Origin of the sequence: Mesorhizobium sp. KR9-304, from assembly GCF_040049215.1 — a bacterium.
Lineage (GTDB): Bacteria > Pseudomonadota > Alphaproteobacteria > Rhizobiales > Rhizobiaceae > Mesorhizobium_K.
In genome coordinates, this window is sequence record NZ_JBDZDN010000001.1 from 939,434 (window position 1) to 960,840 (window position 21,407).

General features: G+C 64.7%; 18 protein-coding genes. 13 read left to right on the plus strand and 5 right to left on the minus strand.

The features are described from left to right. Positions 1 to 2 precede the first annotated feature (2 nt). Genes ABLE71_RS04405 through ABLE71_RS04420 form a run of 4 tightly spaced genes read left to right on the plus strand, consistent with a single transcriptional unit; the run spans position 3 to position 4,388 of the window. Entirely contained in the window at positions 3 to 530 is a 528-nt protein-coding gene (locus ABLE71_RS04405) for a TRAP transporter small permease subunit (protein WP_348782139.1), read from the plus strand. Positions 531 to 539: 9 nt separating this feature from the next. Then, positions 540 to 1,850: a TRAP transporter large permease gene (locus ABLE71_RS04410; protein ID WP_348782140.1), complete on the plus strand. Its 1,311-nt coding sequence runs from the start codon at positions 540 to 542 to the stop codon at positions 1,848 to 1,850. Between the two features lie 42 nt (positions 1,851 to 1,892). Next, the gene (locus tag ABLE71_RS04415; protein WP_348782141.1) at positions 1,893 to 3,362 is read left to right on the plus strand and encodes an aldehyde dehydrogenase family protein; all 1,470 of its coding nucleotides are present in this window, start codon (positions 1,893 to 1,895) and stop codon (positions 3,360 to 3,362) included. Between the two features lie 27 nt (positions 3,363 to 3,389). Further along, on the plus strand, positions 3,390 to 4,388 hold the full coding sequence (locus ABLE71_RS04420) for a hypothetical protein (RefSeq protein ID WP_348782142.1): 999 nt from the start codon (positions 3,390 to 3,392) through the stop codon (positions 4,386 to 4,388). On the opposite strand, the gene ABLE71_RS04425 is transcribed toward ABLE71_RS04420, so the two are convergent. The 3 genes from ABLE71_RS04425 to ABLE71_RS04435 are packed head-to-tail and all read right to left on the minus strand — an operon-like array spanning position 4,354 to position 6,851. After that, on the minus strand, positions 4,354 to 4,584 hold the full coding sequence (locus ABLE71_RS04425) for a 4-oxalocrotonate tautomerase (protein WP_348782143.1): 231 nt from the start codon (positions 4,582 to 4,584) through the stop codon (positions 4,354 to 4,356). The genes ABLE71_RS04420 and ABLE71_RS04425 overlap by 35 nt on opposite strands. Before the next feature lie 11 nt (positions 4,585 to 4,595). Then, positions 4,596 to 6,137: an altronate dehydratase family protein gene (locus tag ABLE71_RS04430; protein WP_348782144.1), complete on the minus strand. Its 1,542-nt coding sequence runs from the start codon at positions 6,135 to 6,137 to the stop codon at positions 4,596 to 4,598. A gap of 12 nt (positions 6,138 to 6,149) precedes the next feature. Continuing rightward, on the minus strand, positions 6,150 to 6,851 hold the full coding sequence (locus tag ABLE71_RS04435; protein ID WP_348782145.1) for a GntR family transcriptional regulator: 702 nt from the start codon (positions 6,849 to 6,851) through the stop codon (positions 6,150 to 6,152). A 139-nt stretch (positions 6,852 to 6,990) separates the two neighbouring features. Between ABLE71_RS04435 and ABLE71_RS04440 the strand changes: the two genes are divergently transcribed. From ABLE71_RS04440 to ABLE71_RS04470, 7 genes are all read left to right on the plus strand, one after another. Beyond that, on the plus strand, positions 6,991 to 9,063 hold the full coding sequence (locus ABLE71_RS04440; protein WP_348782146.1) for a hydantoinase/oxoprolinase family protein: 2,073 nt from the start codon (positions 6,991 to 6,993) through the stop codon (positions 9,061 to 9,063). 11 nt (positions 9,064 to 9,074) lie between these two features. Further along, positions 9,075 to 10,790, plus strand: a complete 1,716-nt coding sequence (locus ABLE71_RS04445) for a hydantoinase B/oxoprolinase family protein (RefSeq protein WP_348782147.1) — start codon at positions 9,075 to 9,077, stop codon at positions 10,788 to 10,790. Between the two features lie 148 nt (positions 10,791 to 10,938). Then, the gene (locus ABLE71_RS04450) at positions 10,939 to 11,967 is read left to right on the plus strand and encodes a glycosyltransferase (RefSeq protein WP_348782148.1); all 1,029 of its coding nucleotides are present in this window, start codon (positions 10,939 to 10,941) and stop codon (positions 11,965 to 11,967) included. Positions 11,968 to 11,986: 19 nt separating this feature from the next. Next, entirely contained in the window at positions 11,987 to 13,252 is a 1,266-nt protein-coding gene (locus tag ABLE71_RS04455) for a glycosyltransferase (RefSeq protein WP_348782149.1), read from the plus strand. Then, entirely contained in the window at positions 13,249 to 14,232 is a 984-nt protein-coding gene (locus ABLE71_RS04460; RefSeq protein ID WP_348782150.1) for a hypothetical protein, read from the plus strand. Before ABLE71_RS04455 ends, ABLE71_RS04460 begins: the two co-directional genes overlap by 4 nt. After that, positions 14,229 to 15,182, plus strand: coding sequence for a GNAT family N-acetyltransferase (locus ABLE71_RS04465; protein ID WP_348782151.1), 954 nt, complete (start codon positions 14,229 to 14,231; stop codon positions 15,180 to 15,182). Before ABLE71_RS04460 ends, ABLE71_RS04465 begins: the two co-directional genes overlap by 4 nt. A gap of 219 nt (positions 15,183 to 15,401) precedes the next feature. Further along, entirely contained in the window at positions 15,402 to 16,931 is a 1,530-nt protein-coding gene (locus ABLE71_RS04470; RefSeq protein ID WP_348782152.1) for an aldehyde dehydrogenase family protein, read from the plus strand. Between the two features lie 20 nt (positions 16,932 to 16,951). On the opposite strand, the gene ABLE71_RS04475 is transcribed toward ABLE71_RS04470, so the two are convergent. Further along, positions 16,952 to 17,815: a hypothetical protein gene (locus ABLE71_RS04475; protein WP_348783659.1), complete on the minus strand. Its 864-nt coding sequence runs from the start codon at positions 17,813 to 17,815 to the stop codon at positions 16,952 to 16,954. Here ABLE71_RS04475 and ABLE71_RS04480 point away from each other — a divergent pair. Next, entirely contained in the window at positions 17,711 to 17,950 is a 240-nt protein-coding gene (locus tag ABLE71_RS04480; protein ID WP_348783730.1) for a hypothetical protein, read from the plus strand. The genes ABLE71_RS04475 and ABLE71_RS04480 overlap by 105 nt on opposite strands. A gap of 272 nt (positions 17,951 to 18,222) precedes the next feature. On the opposite strand, the gene ABLE71_RS04485 is transcribed toward ABLE71_RS04480, so the two are convergent. Further along, positions 18,223 to 19,149, minus strand: a complete 927-nt coding sequence (locus ABLE71_RS04485; protein ID WP_348782153.1) for a patatin-like phospholipase family protein — start codon at positions 19,147 to 19,149, stop codon at positions 18,223 to 18,225. Positions 19,150 to 19,495: 346 nt separating this feature from the next. Between ABLE71_RS04485 and ABLE71_RS04490 the strand changes: the two genes are divergently transcribed. Beyond that, complete coding sequence (locus tag ABLE71_RS04490; protein WP_348782154.1) at positions 19,496 to 21,337, plus strand: integrase arm-type DNA-binding domain-containing protein; 1,842 nt, start codon at positions 19,496 to 19,498, stop codon at positions 21,335 to 21,337. The last annotated feature ends 70 nt before the right edge of the window (positions 21,338 to 21,407 follow it).

Here is a 21,407-nt window from a genome sequence, read left to right on the forward strand (position 1 = left end):
GCGTGAGCGTACAGGAATACATTGCGGAGGCGGGCCCCGAGCCCGCCAAGCCGCGGGGTTGGCTCGGCCTGTGGATGCGCTTCAGCGAGGGCATGGCGGCATTTCTCTTCGCCGTCATGTTCCTCGGATTCATGATCCAGATCGTCAGCCGGTATGTATTCAACATGCCGGTCTCCTGGTCGCTGGAGCTGTGCTCCATAGCCTATATCTGGGTCATCTTCTGGAGCTGCGGGATCCTTGTCAGCGAGCGCAGGCAGATCCTGTTCGACCTGCTTTACAACAGATTTCCGCCACGCGCCCGCCGGGCGGTCGCCCTCTTCAATACGGCTACTCTCGGGCTGGTCTTCCTTGCCGCCATGCCGGGTGTCGTCGACTATCTGCTGTTTCTGGGCAGGCGCACCACGATGCTGCTCAAGCTTCCGATGGACATCGTCTATTCCTGCTTCGTCATCTTCATGCTGGCGGTCGTCGTTCAGGCTGCGATCCGCGTTCGCCGCCTGCTGGGTCGCCAGTGGCGTGCGGAACTCTAGGGCTACGCCATGAGCAGCGCCGCCTATGTGATGTTCATCCTTTTTTTCGCGTGGTCCTTCCTGGGGATGCCGATCGGCCACGCAATGCTCGCCTCGGCGATCGTGTATCTGTTCATGACGGGTCAGGATATCGGCCTCGTCGCGTCGCAGAGCCTGAACGGCCTCTTCAACAGTTTCGTCCTGATGGCGGTGCCGCTGTTCATCTTCTCGGCGGAGATCATGAACGCCTCGAAGATCACCGATCGTCTCTTCCAGTACGCGAACCTGATGGTCGGCCGTTTCCGCGGCGGCCTTGCCCATGTGAACATCGTCGCCAGCGTCATCTTTTCCGGGATGAGCGGCAGCGCGCTTGCGGACGCGGCAGGCCCGGGAAAGCTCGAGGTCGACATGATGGTGAAGGCCGGCTATTCGCCCGGCTTCTCCGCGGCGCTCTCCACCACATCGGCGATTATCGGACCGATCATTCCGCCGTCGATCCCGATGATCCTCTATGGCGTGGTGACAAACACCTCGATCGGCTACCTGTTCATCGGCGGCATCATACCGGGTCTGTTGCTGGCGGCCGCCCAGTCGGGCGTGGTCGTCTATCTCGCGCGCCGGCGAAACTTTCCGACCGAAGTTCCGCCGACGATCGACGAAGCGGTGCGCGCGACCTTCAGTGCGCTCCCGGCTCTGATGATCCCCGCCATCATGCTCGGCGGCATATACAGCGGCGCGTTCACTCCCACGGAGGCCGCGGCGGTGTGCGCGATGTTCGGCCTTCTGCTTGCCTTCCTATGGTACCGCTCCTTCTCCTTCGCCGACCTCTACAAGGTGCTGGTTGAATCCTCCCGTTCGACCGGGATCGTCGCGGTGACGATTGCCGGAGCGCTGGTCATGAACTGGATCGTGGCGGCGGAGCAGATTCCCTCGCATATGGGGGTCTGGCTCTCTTCGCTCGACATGCCGCCGCTGATGTTCCTGCTGATCGTGAACCTGTTGTTCCTCGTTCTCGGCGCGTTCCTGGACACGCTTCTGATGCTGCTGATCATCGTGCCGATCCTCATGCCGACGGTCATCAGCCTGGGAATCGACCCCGTTCATTTCGGCGTCGTGTCGGTGGTGAACATGATGATCGGCCTGGTGACGCCGCCAATGGGCGAACTCGTCTTCCTCATCGCCGGCGTTTCAGGGATCAAGGTCGCGGACATCACCAAGGAGCTGTGGATATTCCTCGCCGTCCTGATCGCAATGCTTCTTGTACTTGTGCTCTTTCCGGGCATCACGCTCTGGTTGCCCGAAATGATGGGATATCAACCGCTCCGCCTGCCCGCGGGCTGAGCACGCAACCTCCTTCGATACATCCAAGAAAGAAGACCAAGCATGCCTGCGATGAAAGAACTCGTGAAAGGCGCGGATCGCTACAAGCACTTCATCGGCGGACAGTGGGTCGAGTCCACGGTCAAGGAGTGGATCGACGTCGAGAACCCCGCGACCGAACAGGTGATCGCCTCCGTGCCGAACGGCAGTCCGGACGACGCCGACCGCGCGCTGGTCGCGGCGCGATCCGCCCAACCGGCCTGGGAAGCAATGCCGCCGGCTTCGCGCGGACAGCTGCTCAGGGATCTCGGACGCCTGATCCTGGAGAACCGCGAGCGGCTCGCGCGCATCGTGGTGGCGGAGCAGGGAAAGCCTATCCAGGAGGCGCGCGGGGAGATCGAAGGTGCGGCCCTCTACCTCACCTATGCGGCCGAGGAAGCGCGCCGCATCACCGGCGACATCATTCCTTCCGACATGCCGGACGAGCAGATCTGGATCCAGCGCGTCGCGCATGGAGTCGTGCTTGCCCTGACGGCCTGGAACTATCCAGCCGCCCTGATGTGCCGCAAGATCGGTCCCGCTCTGGTCGCCGGCAACACGGTGGTGGTCAAGGCGCATGAGGGCACGCCCGTCTCCGCCTTCGAGATTGCACAGCTTTCAGTCCAGGCCGATTTCCCGCCCGGCGTCATCAACGTGGTCAGCGGCACCGGCGAAGGCATCGGCGCTGCGCTCGTGCGGCATCCGATCCCGCGTCTGATCACGCTCACCGGCAGCGTGCGGGCGGGCAAGGAGATTTTCCGCAACTCGGCCGATGACCTCAAGCTGCTGAGGCTCGAACTCGGCGGCAAGGCGCCTTTCATAGTCGCGGAGGACGCCGACATCCCCGCGGCGGTTCGCGCGGCGGTGCTTTCCCGTTTCGAGAATTGCGGCCAGATCTGCATCTGCAATGAGCGCATGTATGTCCACAAGAAGGTTGCCGGCGAGTTCACCGAGCGCTTCGTCCACGCGGTCAAGACCTTGAAGGTCGGCGACCCGACGACACTGGTCGATGTCGGCCCGAAATTCAGCAAACCGGAACTCGAAAAGGTCGAGCGCATGGTCGACCAGGCCACTCAGGCGGGGGCGGAGATCCTGACGGGCGGCGGGCGGATGCGCGGAGAGGAATTCGCGCGGGGACACTGGTTCGAGCCGACCGTCATGTCGGTGAACGACAACCAGATGCGCATTATGCAGGACGAGATATTCGGACCGGTTGTGCCGATCATGACGGTCGGCGATTTCGACGAGGGCCTGCGCCTTGCCAACGAATCCCGCTATGGCCTCTCCGCTTATGTGTTCACGAAGGACATGCGCCGCATGATGCGGCTGGTGCGCGAGCTGAAATTCGGCGAAATCTACGTCAACCGCCCCGGCGGCGATGCGGTCCACGCCCATCACGCCGGCATTCGCGACAGCGGCATCGGCGGCGAGGACGGCAAGTATGGTCTGGACGCGTATTTCCAGAAGAAGACGATGTACATCAACTATGCCTGACGGTCCGCGCGGCCCGAGGACGGGACGGTGAATCTCGCCGCCTGGCTCGGTATCGCTGATCCACCCGGCCAGCCTCCCGACAGGCGCCCGGCAGTGTTGCTCGACGGCAGCGCGCGCCATGTCGAGGCGATTTGGCCGGTCGTCGATGCCGCGCTTCGCCGGCGCGCCGACTATCGCCTGATCATCGCTGTCCCCGAGGTCGAGCGCGAGGCCGCGCAGCGGCGTTTCAGCCACGAGCGCGTGGTGGCGAAGCCGGCGCTGGCGGGTGCGCTTCGCCGCAAGCAGGACATGGCACTCGTGATCGATGCGAGCGCCAAGCCGGAGACGGTGTCCCAAGCCATCGACGGACTGCCTCGCCTGCGCGAACCCGACGGCGGTGTGCTCGGCAGCTTGGCTGCGACGTTGCTCCCTCTTCTTGGCGCGCGTCGGATCGCTACCATGACAGCGCTCGGCGAAGCGCTCGGCTCGCCCGACACTATCTTGTGCCTCGGCAACGGCCCGACCTCGGAAGATCCCGCTGTCGGCGCTTATGCCGACGCAACGCTCTTTCGCGTAAACTGGACCTGGCGCGCACGCGGCAGGATGACGCTGCCGGCCGCCGTGTTCACCGCCGATCCGGATCTGCCGCCCGAAGGTTCAAAGGCAGTTCTGATCTTCCCGCGAGCCTCCATCGGACGCCTGGTGCTCACGCAGCATCTCCTCGCGCTGCGACCGCCGCCCGCCGGCTATCTGTTCGCCGACGAATTGTCGCCAGCGGTCGCGGATCTGCGCGCGCCCGTCATTCCCACCAACGGCGCGTTGATGATCGCGGTGGCCGCGGCTCTGAGGCCGCGCCGGCTGGCGATCGCCGGCATGGACCTCTATCGCCACCCGGAAGGGCGATACCCCGGCAGCGATGCGGTGGAAGGCTACGCGCGCGGCCACAGCGCCGGCTGCGACCTCGCCGCGATCGGCAAGGCGCTGGAAAATTTCGCCGGCGATGTCGCGATTCTCAGCCCCAATCTGGCGGCCGCACTGAAGAAGTAGCGCCCTGCTGCTTCGGATCGCTCATCAGCCTGCCGTCGACCGCCCAGTCGTCGCGCGCGACGCGCGCAAAGACGACATTGATGGATTCAGGCGCGCAGCGCAGGATGCGGGCGCCTTCGCGCGTCACCATCTCGGCGAACTCGCGTTTCTGCTCGACGGTCCGGCCTTCCAGCAACTCGACCCGGATGATAGGCATTCATTCTACTCCTAGAGCCAGGCGTTGACGTGCCAGGGCGCGAACTCGTCCTCGCCGTAGCCGAGCATTTCGCTTCGGGTAGGCGCGCCGGACGCTGTCGCGAGCATGGCCCGGAAGATCCGCTCGCCCATCTCGTCCACTCCGGCGGAGCCGTCGAGGATTTCGCCGCAGTTGATGTCCATGTCGTCTTCCATGCGCCTGAACATCGGCGTGTTGGTCGCGAGCTTCAGCGACGGAGCCGGACGGCAGCCGAAGCAGGAACCGCGGCCGGTGGTGAAGCAGATGAGATTCGCGCCGCCCGCGACCTGGCCTGTCGCAGAGATCGGATCGAAGCCGGGGGAATCCATGAAGACCAGCCCGCGCGTCACCGGCCGATCCGCATAGGCGATAACGTCGGCGAGGTTGGTGCTGCCTCCCTTGGCGACGGCGCCGAGCGACTTTTCCAGAATTGTCGTCAGGCCGCCCGCCTTGTTTCCCGGCGATGGATTGTTGTCGAGCCCGGCCGGTTCGTCGCGGGTGTGATCTTCCCACCAGGAGAGCAGGCCGATCAGCTTCTCGCCGACCTCGCGGTTCACCGCCCGCTCGAGCAGCAGGTTTTCGGCGCCGTAGATCTCCGGCGTCTCCGACAGGATTGCCGTGCCGCTGAAGGCGACCAGCCGGTCGACGGCGGCGCCGAGAGCGGGATTGGCCGTGATGCCTGAAAAGCTGTCGGAGCCGCCGCATTGCAGCCCGACCGTCAACTCGCTGGCGGGGATCGGCTCACGGCGTGCTCGCGAAGCGATGGCCAGCATCTCCTCGACCGCGGCGATGCCGGCCTGCACGCTGGCGCGCGTGCCGCCGAGATCCTGCATCACCAGCGTGCGCAAGAGCGGCCCTTCCACCAAGTTCTCGTCGCGCATGAGCGCCGCGATCTGGTTGTCCTCGCAGCCAAGCCCGACCAGAAGGATGCCGCAGAAGTTCGGATGCCGCGCATAGCCGCCGAGGGTGCGGCGGAGCATGCCCATGGAACGCCCGCCCTCCGAGACGCTGCAGCCGGACTTGTGCGTCAGCGCCACCACCCCGTCAACGCCCGGGAAATCGTTGAGCGCCGCGGGGTTGCGGAAATGATCGGCGATCATCCGCGCCACCAGCGACGAGCAGTTTACGGAGGTCAGGATGCCGACATAGTTGCGTGTGCCGGCCCGCCCGTCCGCCCGAAGGAAACCGCGGAAGGTCGGGATGTCCGCAGCGGGTACAAGCGCCGCATTGCTCAGCCGCGTGCCGATCCGCCGCTCGGCCAGCGATTGTTCGAAGCCGAGATTATGCGTGTGGACATGCGCACCTGCCGCAATCGCCTCGGTGGCGAGGCCGATCGGCTGCCCGAGCCGATGCAGCGTTGCACCCGGCATGAGCGAAACCAGCGACACCTTGTGTCCGAACGGGATCGGCTCGCGCGCCACGAACGCAAACGGCGCGAGCGTTTCGCCCTGAGCGATGTCGCGCATGGCGACCGCAACCTCGTCGACCGCGCGCAATTGCAATGCGATGCTGGGGGAATGCTGCGCGATCGACATGAGCCTTGCCGTTCAGACGCTTTCGGCGGCGATGCGACCCGGCTGGACGCCCGGCTGCAGCGACGCAGTCAGCAGCCTGACTTCGGCTTCGTTGTGGCTTCGCGCCAGGCGCTCGGCGCGGTCGGCGTCTCCGGCGATCACCGCCTCGATCAGTTCCTTGTGCTCGGCAATGAGCCCGTCATAGTCCTTGGGCAAGAAGCCGGACTGCACCATGTGGAACCGCACCTGGTGCATGATCAGTCGGTGCTGCTCGGCAAGACGGCGGTGCCGCGCCAGCGCAATGATGGCGGCGTGCAAATCGAAATCGATGTCGGTGGCGTCCTGGAAACGCCGCTCGCTGATTGCCCGAAGCAGTTCGGAGCCAATCGTGCGCAGCCGGCCGGCGTCCTCGGGGGTGACATTAGCTGCCGCGAGGCTTGCGCCCAGCCCCTCCAGCGCGCCGCGCAGCGTGTAGATCTCCCACCCATCCGTGGTGGAAGAGCCCGATACTTCCCAGCGGGTGAAGGCGACCTGCTTGACCAGCCCCTCGCTGGCAAGCTGCGCCAGCGCGGAGCGAACGGTCCCGCGGCTGACCTCGAGTTCTTCGGAGAGCTGGGTTTCCAGGAGCCGGCTGTTGGCGGGAAATATTCCGTCCAGGATATGTGAGCGGATGTGGTCCGCGGCACGTCGGTCGAGTTGGCGTTTTTCCGCCTTCAAGCTGGTGAGCTTCGCCATTGATTCTCGCAAAATTCCTGATGTCCTCTCCTCATACGAGGGACCAGAAACGCGCGCAACTAAAATTGCTGACAATTGGCGATTGACAAACGCCGAGCGAAGCGCCCACAACTTTGTTGAATGTCAGCAATGGTGATGAATGTCTCGCACGGTCCGGATCGGAGTTGATGTCGGGGGAACCTTCACGGATTTCGTGATGCTGGTTGGCGACGGTTCAACCGTCGCCCTGAAAATTGCCTCCACGCCGATTCAGCCCGAACTCGCGGTGATCGAGGGCATCCGGACGCTTCTCGCGCAGGCCGCGATCGGCCCAGCGTCCGTGTCCGAGATTCTGCATGGAACGACGGTCGGGTCGAACACGCTGCTTCAGAAGACGGGCGCGCGCTGCGGACTGATCACCACCGCCGGCTTCCGGGACGTTCTCGAGATCGGCCGGGTGCGGACGCCGACGATGTTCGACCTGTCCTGGAGGAAGCCGGAGCCGCTGGTGCCGCGGCGCTGGCGCATCGAAGTCAAGGAGCGCATCGCGGCCGACGGCTCCGTGCTGGAACCGCTCGACACGGGCGAGATCCTGGAAGCCGGTCGCCTCCTGGTCGGCCAGGGGATCGATTCGATCGCAATCTGCTTCCTCAATTCTTACGTGAACCCCGCGCACGAGCAGGCGGCCGCCCGCGTGCTCGCGACTGCATTTCCCGGCCTCCCGGTCACGGCGTCCGTCGACGTATTGCCGTCGATGGGCGAATACGAACGCTGCTCCACCACGGTCGTGAATGCCTATGTCGTGCCGACGCTGCGCGGCTATCTGAAGCGGCTCGAACAGGAATTGCGGGCGATCGGCCTCGATGCGCCGCTGTTGATCGGCAACTCCAACGGTGGCCTCTCGACGGCCGCCGTCGCCCAGGCGAAGCCGGTCTTCTTCGTTACCTCCGGTCGGGCTTCCGGCGCGGTGGGCGCGGCTCGGCTCGGCATGAGCATCGGATGCGCCGACCTGATCGCCTTCGACATGGGCGGCACCACGGCTTCCGCGACCATGGTGCGTGGCGGCGATGTCAGCCGCACCCACGAATACGAATTCCGCGACGGCATCTCGACGCCCAGCCGCTTCATCAAGGCGGGCGGCTACATGATGCGCGTCCCGACTGTCGATGTCGCGGAGGTCGGCAGTGGCGCCGGTTCAATCGCCTCGCTTGACGAAGGCGGCCTGTTGCGCGTCGGCCCCGTCTCCGCGGGCGCCTTGCCGGGGCCGGCCTGCTACGGGCTCGGCGGCGACCGGCCCACGGTTACTGACGCCAATGTGGCGCTCGGCCTGTTGCCGACGAAGCTCGGCGGCGGATCGCTGCAACTCGACCCTGAAGCTGCTCGGACCGCGATTGCGCGTCATATCGCCGAGCCCGGCCGCCTGACGGTTGACGATGCGGCGCAGGGCATCCGGGACCTGGTCAACGCCAATATGGCAAGGGCCATCCGCGCGGTGACGGTGGAGCGCGGGCTCGATCCGCGCGATTTCATGCTGCTCGCCTTTGGAGGATCGGGACCGGTGCACGCCTGCGACGTGGCGACGACGCTCGGCATGAAGCGCGTGCTCTTTCCCGCCACGCCCGGGGTTTTCACGGCGGCGGGCATGCTCGCCAGCCGTCTCGAACATCATTTCCTGCGATCCTTCGCCCACTATCTCGACAGGCTCGACATACAGGCACTGATCTCGACGCGGCGCGAGATGGAGGACGATGCGCGCAAGGCCTTCGCCACTGAAGGTCATGCCGCGGCTGCGCTAGACTTCGCGTTCTCGCTCGACATGCGGTTCCAGGGGCAGGAAGCGTCGCTTCCGGTGCCGCTTCCCGTGGCGCCTGAGGCCGCCGCGCTGCGCGGCGCGTTCCTCAACGCCTATCGTGAGACCTATGGATATGCCTCGGACGACCGGGTCGAGATCGTGGCTGTCCGTCTCGCGGCCACCCGCGGAGATGGGCAGGTGCTCGATTTTTCGTCGCTGCGACGCCCGCGCCTGGCCGGTGGCGCCGGACGGCAAACCCGCCGCGCCTTTTTCGGCAGGGAGCAGGGTTGGATCGACGCTCCCGTCCTCAAGCGGGCCGGCCTCGACGCTTCGACCATCGGCCCACTCATCGTGGAGAGCGACGACTGCACCATCGTTATCCCCGTCGGGGCAACAGCGGATACGGACGGGACCGGCAACCTGCTCGTCACGCTCGCCTGAGGAGGCAGACCATGGCCGAAACCGCCTTCGACCCGATCACCTTCGCCGTTCTCAAGAACGCACTCGACACGATCGTCGACGACATGGCCTATGCGATGATGCGGACGGCTCGGTCACCGATCGTGCGCGACGTGCTCGACTACTCCGTGACGATTTGCGACCGGCAGGGCCGCATCCTGTCTCAGGCCAAGACCGTCGCGCTGCATCTCGGCGCGGTGCCCGACGCGATGGACATCGTCATGGACCGCTTCGCGCGAGACCTTGCGCCCGGCGACGTGGTGATCCTCAACGATCCCTATGCCGGCGGCATGCATCTGCCCGACATATTCATGTTCAAGCCGGCGTTCTTCGATGGCGCGCTGTGCGGATTCACGGTAGTGATCGCGCATCATTGCGACGTCGGCGGGCGGGTTCCCGGCTCGAACGCCAGCGATTCGACCGAGATCTTCCAGGAAGGGCTGCGCATCCCGCCGATGAAGCTCTTCGAGGGCGGGATGCGCAACGAGTCGCTGTTCTCGCTGATCCGCGCCAACGTGCGCCTGCCCGAGCTTGTGCTTGGCGATCTCGACGCCCAGCACGCAACCTGCGCCCTCGGCGAACGCGACATGCTGAGGCTCTTCGAGCGTTACGGGTGTGCGGAACTTGAGGGCTATTTCGACCGGCTGATCGACTACGGCGAAGCACTCACCCGCAAGGCGATCGCTTCCTGGCCGGACGGCAGCTACAGCTTTACCGATTACATCGACGGGGACGGCTTCTCGCCGGACCCGATTCCCATCCGCTGCACGCTGACGATCAGGGGCGACCACCTGCATGTCGATTTCACCGGCTCATCGCCGCAGGTCAGGGGCGCCATCAACTCGACCTTCTCCTTCGTCAAGTCTTCGACCTACCTGACCGTCCGCTGCGCGCTCGACAGTGACGTGCCCAACAACGCCGGCGTCTATCGATGCATAACGGTGACCGCGCCCGAGGGCTCGATCCTCAACCCTCGTATGCCGGCCGCCGTCGCTGCCCGCGCGCTGACTGGTTACCGCGTCGTCGACACGGTGATGGGTGCGCTGGCGCAGATCGTGCCGCACAAGGTGATGGCTGCCGGCGAAGGCGGCAATACGGTCGTCGCCATCGGAGGCTACCAGGGAGAGGAACGCGAGCCGTTCATCCTGGTCGATATGATCAACGGCGCCTGGGGCGGCCGGTTCGACCAGGACGGCATCGAGGGTGTGACGAACCCGTCGCAGAACATGTCCAACCTGCCCGTCGAGACGCTGGAGTCACGCTATCCGATCCGGGTTGAGCAATACGGCCTGCGCGACGATTCGGGCGGCGCCGGAAAATATCGCGGCGGGCTGGGGCTGACGCGTTCCTACCGCCTGCTGGCCGACGAGGCCGTGCTGCAATTGCGCGCCGACCGCACCGACCATCCGCCCTACGGGTTGTTCGGCGGCCTGCCGGGCGCGCCTTCCCGCAACCACATCGCCGACGCCGGCGGCGAGTTGCGTCCGCTGCCGGGAAAAGTCACCTTGCGCATCACAAAGGGAACCTTGATCCGGCATGACCAGGCCGGCGGCGGCGGATATGGCCCACCGCATTCACGCGACGCCTCGCGCATCCGCGCCGATCTCGCCGACGGCAAGATATCCGAAGCCCATGCATCGGAATTCTACGGGATAACCCCGCGCGACGGACCGATAGACGAGCCGCCGGCATTGGAGCGGAGCCGTTGATCCGATAGAGAGCAGTCAATCGGAGCGTCAGGTGCCTGAAGCGCCCAGTCGTGCGGCCTGACCGGCGCCGATGGCAGCGAGCACCCGGCGATGGTCTTGGCTGATGATCTTGCCTCAGTCGAATGGCAAACTGCCGGCAAAAACGAGGATGATGAAAGCCAACGATCGTCAGCCAGCAGCGTCAGTCGACGGGGTCGATGGCCGTGAGGCATCCATGGTGGTGGCCATTTGCTGCGCCACCCGCCGCCGCCCGAAGATGCTGCGTGCGCTCCTTCGATCGTGGGCGCATCTCGAATTTCCGACCGGCGTAAGCCCTGTTTTCGTGGTGATCGAAAATGACGACACGGATTTGAACGCGACCAGTGTCGAACATTTTCGGTCGGGTCTGCGGTTCGGCGACGCGGAATACCGGCTTGAGCCTGAAATCGGCATCCCCTACGCCCGCAACGCGGCCGTCGCGGTTGCGGTTTCTCAAGGAGCCGAAATCGTATGTTTTGTCGACGACGACGAAACGGTGGCCCCCGATTGGTTCATGCAACTCTGGTCGACCTATCGATGCACCGGCGCCCGACTGATCGGAGGGCCGGTCAGGGCGGGACCTCTTAGCACCGGTGGCACCTTCTATCGCCGCATGATCGAGGCCGGCATACGCAGCCGCTACGATGCCGTCGAGCGCAAGGCGCGCGCAAGGATGCGACACGCTGGCGCCCAGACCACCATACTCACCAACAACTGGTTTGCGGATGCCGCTCTCTTCACCGAGCACGGTCTGCGTTTCGACAACTCGTTGCGGTATTCGGGGGGCAGCGATACCAAGTTCTTCCGCGATGCGGTTGCCAACGGCATTCGCACGGCCTGGTCGCCCGATGCCGTTGTGTTCGAGACGATCTCGCCCGAGCGTGCAACGTTGAGGTATCAATTCTGGCGCGCGAGCGAGCAGTCGAAGAATTCTGTTCGCGCAAAGATCAACCGGACCGGACGGACAAGGGAATTGCCGCGTGTGCTGGTCGTGACGTCTGGGCGCCTGATCGGAATGGGTTTGCTCTTCGTGGCGATACCCTTTTCCGGCGGCAGGACGCTTGTGCCCACGGCAAGGACGGCGGGCTGGATCTTCGGCCGCATCGCGGGCTTTCTCGGACATTCCTCCAATCTCTATCGGTACGGAACGGGCTTTTGAGATCGCCGATGAGAGCAAGATGACGCCCCGCCGAGAGATGAGAATTCTGCGCCTGACGCCGCATTTTCACCGCGAGGGATCGTGGCCGGTCGCATTCGATCCCGTGGGAGGGCTGCAGATCCAGACATTCGTGCTGACCAGAGGGATCGATCGGTCCGGCATCCGGCAAACGGTGGCCGCCACACATATTCCCGGCAGCCCGCGCCGACAGGGTCTCTTCGAGAAGGCGGAGTTCCTGTCCGTCGGTCCTTGGCTTCCCGGCTTCCTGGCAGGCTCCCTCCTTGGTTTCGGCTGGGCGCTAGGGGTCCTGCGGCTGCTGGCTCGCGACCACGGCCGATATGATCTTGTCCACATCCACTACAACCACTCCGTCTGGTGCCGTGTTCTGGTGCTTGTGCTCGCGCGAACGGGACTTCCTGTCGTGGTATCCCTCAACACCGCCCTTTGGGGTGGGCTGCAGCGGGCGCTGCGGCTGGAAGGCTCGCCGTTCGACATCACGCTGTGGATCGAGCGGCTGGCCATGCGCCGCGCCGACCGGGTCGTCGCGCTCACCGACAGCGCTGCGAATACCGCCGAAGCCGTGCTGCGCGTCCCCCGCAGCAAGATCGTCGTCATCCCGGATGCCGTGGCCGTGGAGGAGTTTCAGCGGGTTCTGGATCCGGAGGCTGCCCGCTCCTTTCGGCTGCGGCACGGCATTCCGGAGGGCTGGCGGATCGTCAGCTATGTCGGACGCATCAGCGCGGAAAAGGGCTGGCGCGATCTCCCCCATCTGGTCCACGCCTTGGCGCGCAGGCAGGTCTTTCTGCTGATCTGCGGGGACGGACCGGACCGCCCGAAGCTCGAGGCCGCTTTTCGCCGCTGCGGTCTCGAAGGCGGCTGGAGTATTACCGGCTTCCTGCCTCCGGCCGCGGTCCGGGTAGCCTTGATGATGAGCGAGGTTCTGATCCTGCCGTCGCGCCGCGAAGTCTTCGGCAGCGTGCTGATCGAGGCCATGGCTTCGGGCGTTCCCGCGGTCGCCTATCGGGTCGGCGGCATCGTCGACGTCGCGGGCGAACCGCCCGCCGTGTCGCTCGCCGAGGCAGGTGACCGGGACGATCTGCTAAGGCGGATATTCGTGGTTCTGGATGATCCCGGCGTCGCTGAAAGACTGGCCGCCCTTGGCCGGGAGCGCGTGAAGAGTTTCACCATCCAGCGGTCGGTCGCGCTTACCGGGAAGCTCTATGAAAGCGTGCTCCACGAGCAAGGCCGCATGCCGGCCGGCCGACTGCAGCAGCCCGCCCAATGATCAATTTCGTCACCACGAGATCGCATCGCTACACGCTGCGTCGCCTGATCGCCGACCTCGGAAGAAGCCGTTGCCGCCAGTGGAGCTACGAAACGCTCTTCACCAGGAAGCGTCTGCCGGGCGGAACCTGGATCTTCACCGACCACGAACGCCTCTCGAGATTCGAACTCTCGCTCGCGGCCAGGGTCGCCGCCCTGCTCGAGCAGGGCGGCGCGGTTGTTCTGAATCATCCCGCGCGGGTACGCTTCCGGCATGATCTGCTGGTGGCCTTGAGGCGGGAAGGGATCAACCGCTTTTCGGCATGGCGCTGCGAGACCAAGCCCAGTCCGGAACGCTTCCCGGTATTCATCCGCAGCGAATTCGACCACGACTCGACTTCGCTCGAACTGATCGCGAACCAGGGCGACCTCGACGCGGCGATCGCGCGGATGGAGCGATCGGGCGTGCCCCTGGTCGGAAAGCTGGTGATTGAATACGCCGGCGACGAAATCGATCCTGGCGTCTGGCAGCGCTTCGCCACCTACCGCGTCGGGGACGCCGTCATCGGCCACCACAACGTCGTCGATTTCAAATGGGTAGCCAAGGACGTGGAAGACAAGGCGCGGCTTCGCGGCCATCCGCGCTACCGGGATTTTCTCGCGAACGAGCGGCGCTTCGTCGAGGAGAATCTCTACGAGGACGTGCTTCGGCGGGCCTTCGAAATCGCCGGCATCGATTATGGCCGCGCCGATTTCTCGATCGTCGACGGCGGGCCCCAGGTATACGAGATCAACACCAATCCCAAACACTCGTCCCGCCGTGCGCTGGAGCGCGAAACCCATCCCGACCGGCGCCAGACGCAGCTCCACGCGGACGATCTGCTGAGGAGGTCCATCCTGGCGACCGGGACGCCCGACCGCGGGCCGATCTCCATGAGCGATCCCGTCCTGCGGCGCCAACAGGGGCTCCTGGCCAGGCTGAGGGGGCTGGCGCGACCGTGATCGACCTCACCGTCGTCCGCCGCTTCGACTTCCGTTCGGCCGAATATCGCGAGCTGCTGCGGACGTCGAATGCCACCGCCTTCCAGCATCCGGATTGGCTCGATCCGTTCTATCGCATCCTCGCACCGGCACACGGCGTCGAGCCGCACATCGTCGTCGGCCGCGACCGGGCGTCCGGCGGGCTGCAGATGATCCTGCCTCTGGTCCATGCCGGGACGTCGGTCGAATACGCGTTTTTGGGCGTCACCGACTACGCATGCCCGGTCATCCGCCCCGAGGCATTGGCGACCGGGGGAGACGCGTCCGCAAGGCTGCTTGCGGCGATGAATGGTGGACCCGTGACGATCGCGCCGGTGCGCCAGGAGCATGTGGCGGAATGGCGCTTGCTGCTCGGCGCCGATCCGAAGCCGCTTGCGTTCAGCGCGCATTCGATGCCCGTAGCGATGCCCGACCCCAACGGCAGGGCGCGGCATTTCAGCGCGCGCCGGCGCAAAGATCTGGCGCGCAAGGCAAGCCGCCTTGGCCGGCTCGAGCTGGAGGTCGTTCACGGGGGAGCGATCGGCGATATCTTCGTGCAGGCGCAGGAATTTCGGCGCGGCCGGTTCGAGAACGACCCGCTGCAGCTCGATCACGGCCTGCAATTCTACACCGAGGTGGCAACGCGCGGTGACCTGTCGGGTCTGTCGCGTACATTGCGCCTGACCCATGATGGCCGCACCGTGGCGATGCTTTTCGGCCTGATCGACAGCAGCCGCTTTCGCTACATCATCCTGGCCTGCGACTACGCTCGCTACTCGGACTTTTCGCCCGGATTGCTGATCTTCGACCGGGCCATCGCGCATTGGGTGCAAGCCGGCGGCGACGTCTTCGACTTCACCATTGGCGACGAACCGTACAAAAGCGAACTCGGTTGCACATCGACCTCCATGTTCGCGTTCGCCGTGGACTGAGCAAAACGACAGGGTTCGCCAGATCGGGGCGGCTACAGCGGGAGCAAGGGATTGGCGGTAGGCCGCAGAACGACTACGTACGCTGCACGCCGGCCGAACTGCGCCGGCTGGCGGCTTCCCTGAAGGCGGCACCCTCGCCAGGCCTGCTCGGCTCGGTCGACTTCTGAGATCATGGCGGTCACGCCGCAACGAAGCAAAACGAACGGTGGAGAAACGACGATGGGCACAAGCGTTGACGTGAAGCTGGAGACTGCCGTGATCCTGGATCGGCTTGGGGTTGCGCGCGAGGCATGGAATGGTGGGGACATGGCTTCCTTCAGCCCAGTCAGCGGCGAGGAGATCGCACGGCTGAGGCTGCTGTCGGCCGCCGACGCCGGCAAGGCCATCGATGCCGCGCACATGGCCTTCAACGCCTGGCGTCTCGTGCCCGCCCCGCGCCGCGGCGAGCTGGTGCGGCTGCTGGGCGAGGAACTGCGCGCCGCCAAGGCCGATCTCGGCCGCCTCGTCTCGATCGAGGCCGGCAAGATCGCCTCCGAGGGCCTCGGCGAGGTGCAGGAGATGATCGATATCTGCGACTTCGCCGTCGGCCTGTCGCGCCAGTTGTACGGCCTGACCATCGCCACCGAGCGCCCCGGCCACCGCATGATGGAGACCTGGCATCCGCTCGGCGTGATCGGCATCATCTCCGCCTTCAACTTCCCCGTCGCCGTCTGGTCGTGGAACGCCGCCCTCGCACTCGTCTGCGGCAATGCCGTGGTCTGGAAGCCGTCGGAGAAGACCCCGCTGACCGCGCTTGCCTGCCAGGCGATCCTCGACAAGGCTGTCGCCCGCTTCGGCAGCGACGCGCCGGCTAACCTCTCCACCGTTCTCGTCGGCGACCGGGCGACCGGCGAGGTGCTGGTCGATCATCCGAAGGTGGCGCTGCTGTCGGCCACCGGCTCCACCCGCATGGGCCGCGAGGTCGGACCGCGGCTTGCGAAGCGCTTCGCCCGCTCGATCCTGGAACTGGGCGGCAACAATGCCGGCATCGTCTGCCCCTCGGCGGATCTCGACATGGCGCTGCGCGCGATCGCCTTCGGCGCGATGGGCACGGCCGGCCAGCGCTGCACCACGCTGCGCCGCCTGTTCGTGCACGAGAGCGTCTACGACCAGCTCGTGCCGCGGCTGAAAAAGGCATACCAGTCGGTCTCGGTCGGCAATCCGCTCGAGACCTCCGCCCTCGTCGGACCGCTGATCGACAAGGCCGCATTCGACGCCATGCAGAAGGCGCTCGGGGCAGCGAAGGCCGAAGGCGGGGCCGTCACCGGCGGCGAGCGCGTGGCCGGGGCCGGCAAGGACACCGCCTGGTACGTCAAGCCGGCCATCGTCGAGATGCCTGAGCAGGCCGGTCCGGTGCTGGAAGAGACCTTCGCGCCGATCCTCTACGTGATGAAGTATTCCGACTTCGACGACGCCATCGCGCAGCACAATGCGGTGACGGCCGGCCTGTCGTCGTCCATCTTCACGCTGAACGTGCAAGAGGCCGAGCGCTTCCTGTCCGCCGACGGCTCGGACTGCGGCATCGCCAACGTCAACATCGGCACCTCGGGTGCGGAGATCGGCGGCGCGTTCGGCGGCGAGAAGGAGACCGGCGGCGGACGCGAAAGCGGCTCTGACGCCTGGAAGGCATACATGCGCCGCGCCACCAACACGGTGAACTACTCGAAAGCCCTGCCGCTGGCCCAGGGCGTCTCCTTCGATATCGAGTAGGCCATGATTCGACAGCCGCGTCAGGCATTCTCGGCTGGCACGAAATGATACCGCCGGCGAATATAGTCGGCCCAGGAATCTCCTGCCGGAGCATCGGCTACCAACGGCGCAAAAGCGTGTTCGGTGGAACGGCTGATGAAACTTCCGGGATCGGCCAGCAGTCCGCTGTAGACCGTGAATGCATCGTCGCCAAAGGCGCGCAGGGCAGGCGAAGTGACGCGTCGAAGCCGCTTGTTCGCCGCCGGCGCAATGTGCAGCACGCGGACACGTTCGGTCCCGTCCTCTTGTTCGGACTGCATGCGCGCGGCGAGGATCTGCTGGCGGAAGAGCTGGTAAAAAGGCTCCCAGAACAGGTCGGTAAGTTTTAACCCGGCATCGCTCCGCAGCGGGCCGAACGGCGCAAATGCGATGCTCTGGTACCGGCGAAGACGCTCCGTCTCCCGCTTGGGTTCGGGCGGTGTCCCATAGGACTCCGTGTATTTCCACTCGATCAGCAAGGTTTCGACCCGCCCTGCCTGCCGGAATCGAAGGATTGCGTCGGCGCTGGTGACATTGGCGCCACGTTTCGGCGATCCGGTCCGCGGCCATTCGTTAAGGTAGTCCTTGCGGCCGATCCATTCGAATCCGACGAACCAGGGCCTGCCATCAGGTCCCTTTTCGACCTCCAGCATTTCGGGAAGCCCGCCGCCAACGACGCTCCGAACCAGTCTGGCCAGGACGTCCGGACGGGTTGCCAAGGGCATAAAAAAATTCAGGCAGGCGACCTGCGAGGAGAGACCATGAGCGGCATGCTGGTGCCAGGCAATGGCGTTTTCGGTGAAATACCGCTCGGCGATATCGCGGATTCCAGGATTGAGGTTCGACAGCCTGCGGTCTGGAGGCAGGCGGTAATCGCAGCCGTCAAACCCGCACTCGCCGGGCAAGGTTTCACGAAAGAACGCAGCTTGGCGCGCGCGCTCCTGTTCGACGAAATGCGGCTCGCGCGGATCAGTCATGCGGCGGTCCCGCGCGAGGTCTGAGCCAAAGCTTTTTCATGGGCCGCGATGTCTCCAAAAGGAAATCCGCGCCCATTGTCCGCCACAAGAGTGGCCCGCGGCAAGATGCTGCGGATGCGAGCCACAGCGGAACAGGGATGGTTGATGGAACGGCGGTCTACTCCTGCGTGCTTACCGACTGGGGACCGCCGGTTACACAAGTTGCTGTGGGCGGAGCGACACCGCCTCGACTTGACGTTCGGACAATTGCGCGCGCTCGCAGCCGCAGTCTGGCAACCGTGGACGGCGACTGGCGGTCAGAGCGCAAGCTGCGCCTTTATGCCGGCGATCGCACTCAGAGCGGCCGCGCGGCCGGCAGCGATCGACTCGGCAGCGCGGTGGAAATCAAGGAGTGCGATGTTCGAGACTTGTGGCGATATCATCGCGTGGGGCGGCTCGCCGGCAAGCCGTGAGCGAGTGATCCTGTCCTGCATGATGTTGATCGCATTCGCCATAACATCGAAATAGCCCGGCGATCGCGGCCCGCGGGCAAGCAGTTGCGGAAGTATGCGCCGGGCCTGGTCGCGCAGAGGGCCAGGCATTTGGGCGAGCATATCGTCAAGCCGTCTTCGCCCCTCGCTCGGGCCGTCCTCGGACGAGCCTGGCGTAAGGCTCGCGGCGCGTTTCGTCAGCAGACCATCGCTCACCCTTACGGCAATGACGAAATCGGCGCCAAGTGCCCGGCAGGTCGACACCGGAACCTGGTTCACGAGCCCTCCGTCTGCCAGCCACCGCCCGTCAACGAGCGTCGGGCTAAAAATGCCCGGCAGGCCGATCGACGCCCGAACCGCGACATCCACTGGACCCGTCTGAAGCCAGATCTCGCGGCCGTCGGCCAAATCGGTCGTCACCGCCGCGTACTTCATCGGCAGGTCTTCGATGGCCATTCCGATGCCGAGATCTTGCAAAAGCCGCAGGATGCGGCTGCCTTCAACAAGCCCGCCATTGGCGATCTGCACGTCGAGAAGGCCGACGATCGCGCGCCAATCAACCGCCTCCGCCCAGTCCTTCAGCCTGCTAAGCACGCCTCCGGCATAGGCCGCACCGACCAGCGCGCCCATGGACGTCCCCGCAACGATCTTCGGCTCTATGCCGGCCTCCAGAAGCGCTTCGAGAACTCCTATATGCGACCAGCCGCGGGCTCCGCCGCCGCCCAACGCCAAACCAATCGTGCGTCTCGCCATCGCCCGTTCTCCTCGCTGCGGGCCATTCTGGCTCCTGTCGGCGGCAACGTCGAGACAAGGTTACCGCGACAAACCGACGGTCAGACAGACGATGCGGCCGAATAGTGAGGCCGCAGCGTTCCGATACGCGATTACAATGACTTAGCGAGAGGCTGCGGTTTGGAAGATGGCGGAGAGAGCGTCCGTCTCCGCCTCATCTAGAGTGTTCCCGTACGTCCCAAAATGCCTAGGAAATCGCCACGAAAGCCTTGCGTCATAAGGATTGCAGTTCCGGTGCGTTACAAAGAGGTCTTGCCAAGTCCCGTAGCAAGTTGTACGTAAATTTGTTCGCAGTTGAGGGCTTGTCATGCGGATCAATCGCCTTTCCGTCGCAGCGGTCAACGCCAAGCGAAAGTCGGGCCTGTATGCCGATGGCGGTGGGCTCTATCTCCAGGTGGCCAAGGGTGGGTCGAAGACTTGGATTTTCCGCTACATGCTGGCTGGCCGTCCGCGGAAGATGGGACTGGGCTCGATACACACCGTGTCGCTCAAGCTGGCCCGCGAACGAGCCGCCGAGCAGCGCCTGAAGCTGCTGGACGCCGACGATCCGATTGAGTTGCGCAAGGCCGAACGGATGGCGAAGCTGGCGACATCGACGACGGCGCTGTCCTTCAGGGAGGCGGCGGAGCAGTACATCAACACGCATCGCGCCGGGTGGAAAAATGTGAAGCACGCTGGCCAGTGGGAAGCCACGCTGAAAACTTACGTCTATCCCGTATTCGGCGATCTCGCCGTGTCACGCGTCGACGTCGCGCTGGTCATGAAGGTGCTGGAGCCGATCTGGAGCGTCAAGCCTGAAACTGCCTCGCGGGTCAGGGGGCGCATCGAGAGCATCCTTGATTGGGCCAAGGCGCGGCATCTTCGCGAGGGGGAGAATCCGGCGCGCTGGAAAGGCCATCTCGACAAGCTACTTCCTGCTCGCAACAAGGTGGCCAAGGTCGAGCATCACGCGGCGCTTCCTTACGCAGAGATCGGCGCCTTTATCGACGACCTGGGCGAGCTGGATGGCAACGGCGCGAGGGCGTTGGAGTTTGCGATCCTGACTGCAGCGCGTACGGGCGAGGTCGTCGGCGCGAACTGGCAGGAGGTCGACTTCGACAGCGGCATGTGGACGATACCAGCCGAGCGCATGAAGGCAAGCAGGGAACATCGCGTCCCGCTGTCCAGCCGTGCCGTCGAAATTCTCAAGGCTTTGCCGCGTGAGGAGGGCAACCCGCACGTGTTCATCGGCGCCGGGAGGAGCAGGCCGCTCTCGAACATGGCGATGTTGATGACGCTGCGCCGCATGGAGCGCGCCGACCTTACCGTGCATGGGTTCCGCTCGACTTTCCGCGACTGGGCTGCTGAGCAGACCGCCTACCCGAACGAGATGCTTGAGATGGCCCTTGCGCACACAGTCGGCGACAAGACCGAGGCGGCATATCGCCGGGGCGACATGGTCGAGAAGCGGCGACGATTGATGGATGACTGGGCCGTCTTCTGCGACAAAGGGAAGAGCACGGCGGACAACGTAACGCCTATCAGGAAACCCGTGACGGTTGAACGGCTTGCTGACCTGAAGATGGGGCTCACCAACTCCCGGAAAGACTTGCGCCTAAATCGGCAGGAAAAGCTCGTTCTCTCGCTTGAAGCTGCCGCCGAGACTTTCGACAGCAATAACGCCAAAAGTGCTGCGATGGCGCTGGATGCCGTTATGGCATTCCTGCACGACGAGCGGCTGGAGGCACCTTTCCGCTTTCTCGTCGACGGTCTGGATGAGAGCCGGCGTAAGGGAGCGACCAAGCGGCTCGATCAGGCTTTGGATGAAGCCCGGCTCGCGGCGACGGTCGACGCCGTGATGGCTGAAGGCGACGCTGGTCAAGGTTGCACTCTGGAAGATGCCTGCAAAGCCGTGTCCGAACAGGCCGCATGGACGGGTACCATCAAAAACCTGCGAGGTAACAGGAAGGGGGGCCGCGCCCTGCCTGACTGGAAGATCATAAAAAGTCTCAGGGACAACATAAGGCACGGCAAAGCACGGTCTGAAGCGACCGAAGTTTACCGGTATCACCTGTATCACCTGCTTCGCGATTGGAGCCCCAACGAGGAGCTGCCCGCACCGCTGGCTGGGTCGAAGAAGGGAAACCGAAAGCGCGATCATAGACCGTAACTTACCCCCCATACTTTTACGGTCTGGTCTTTCCGATACTACCCTGAGACTTATTAGTTCTCAGGAGCAT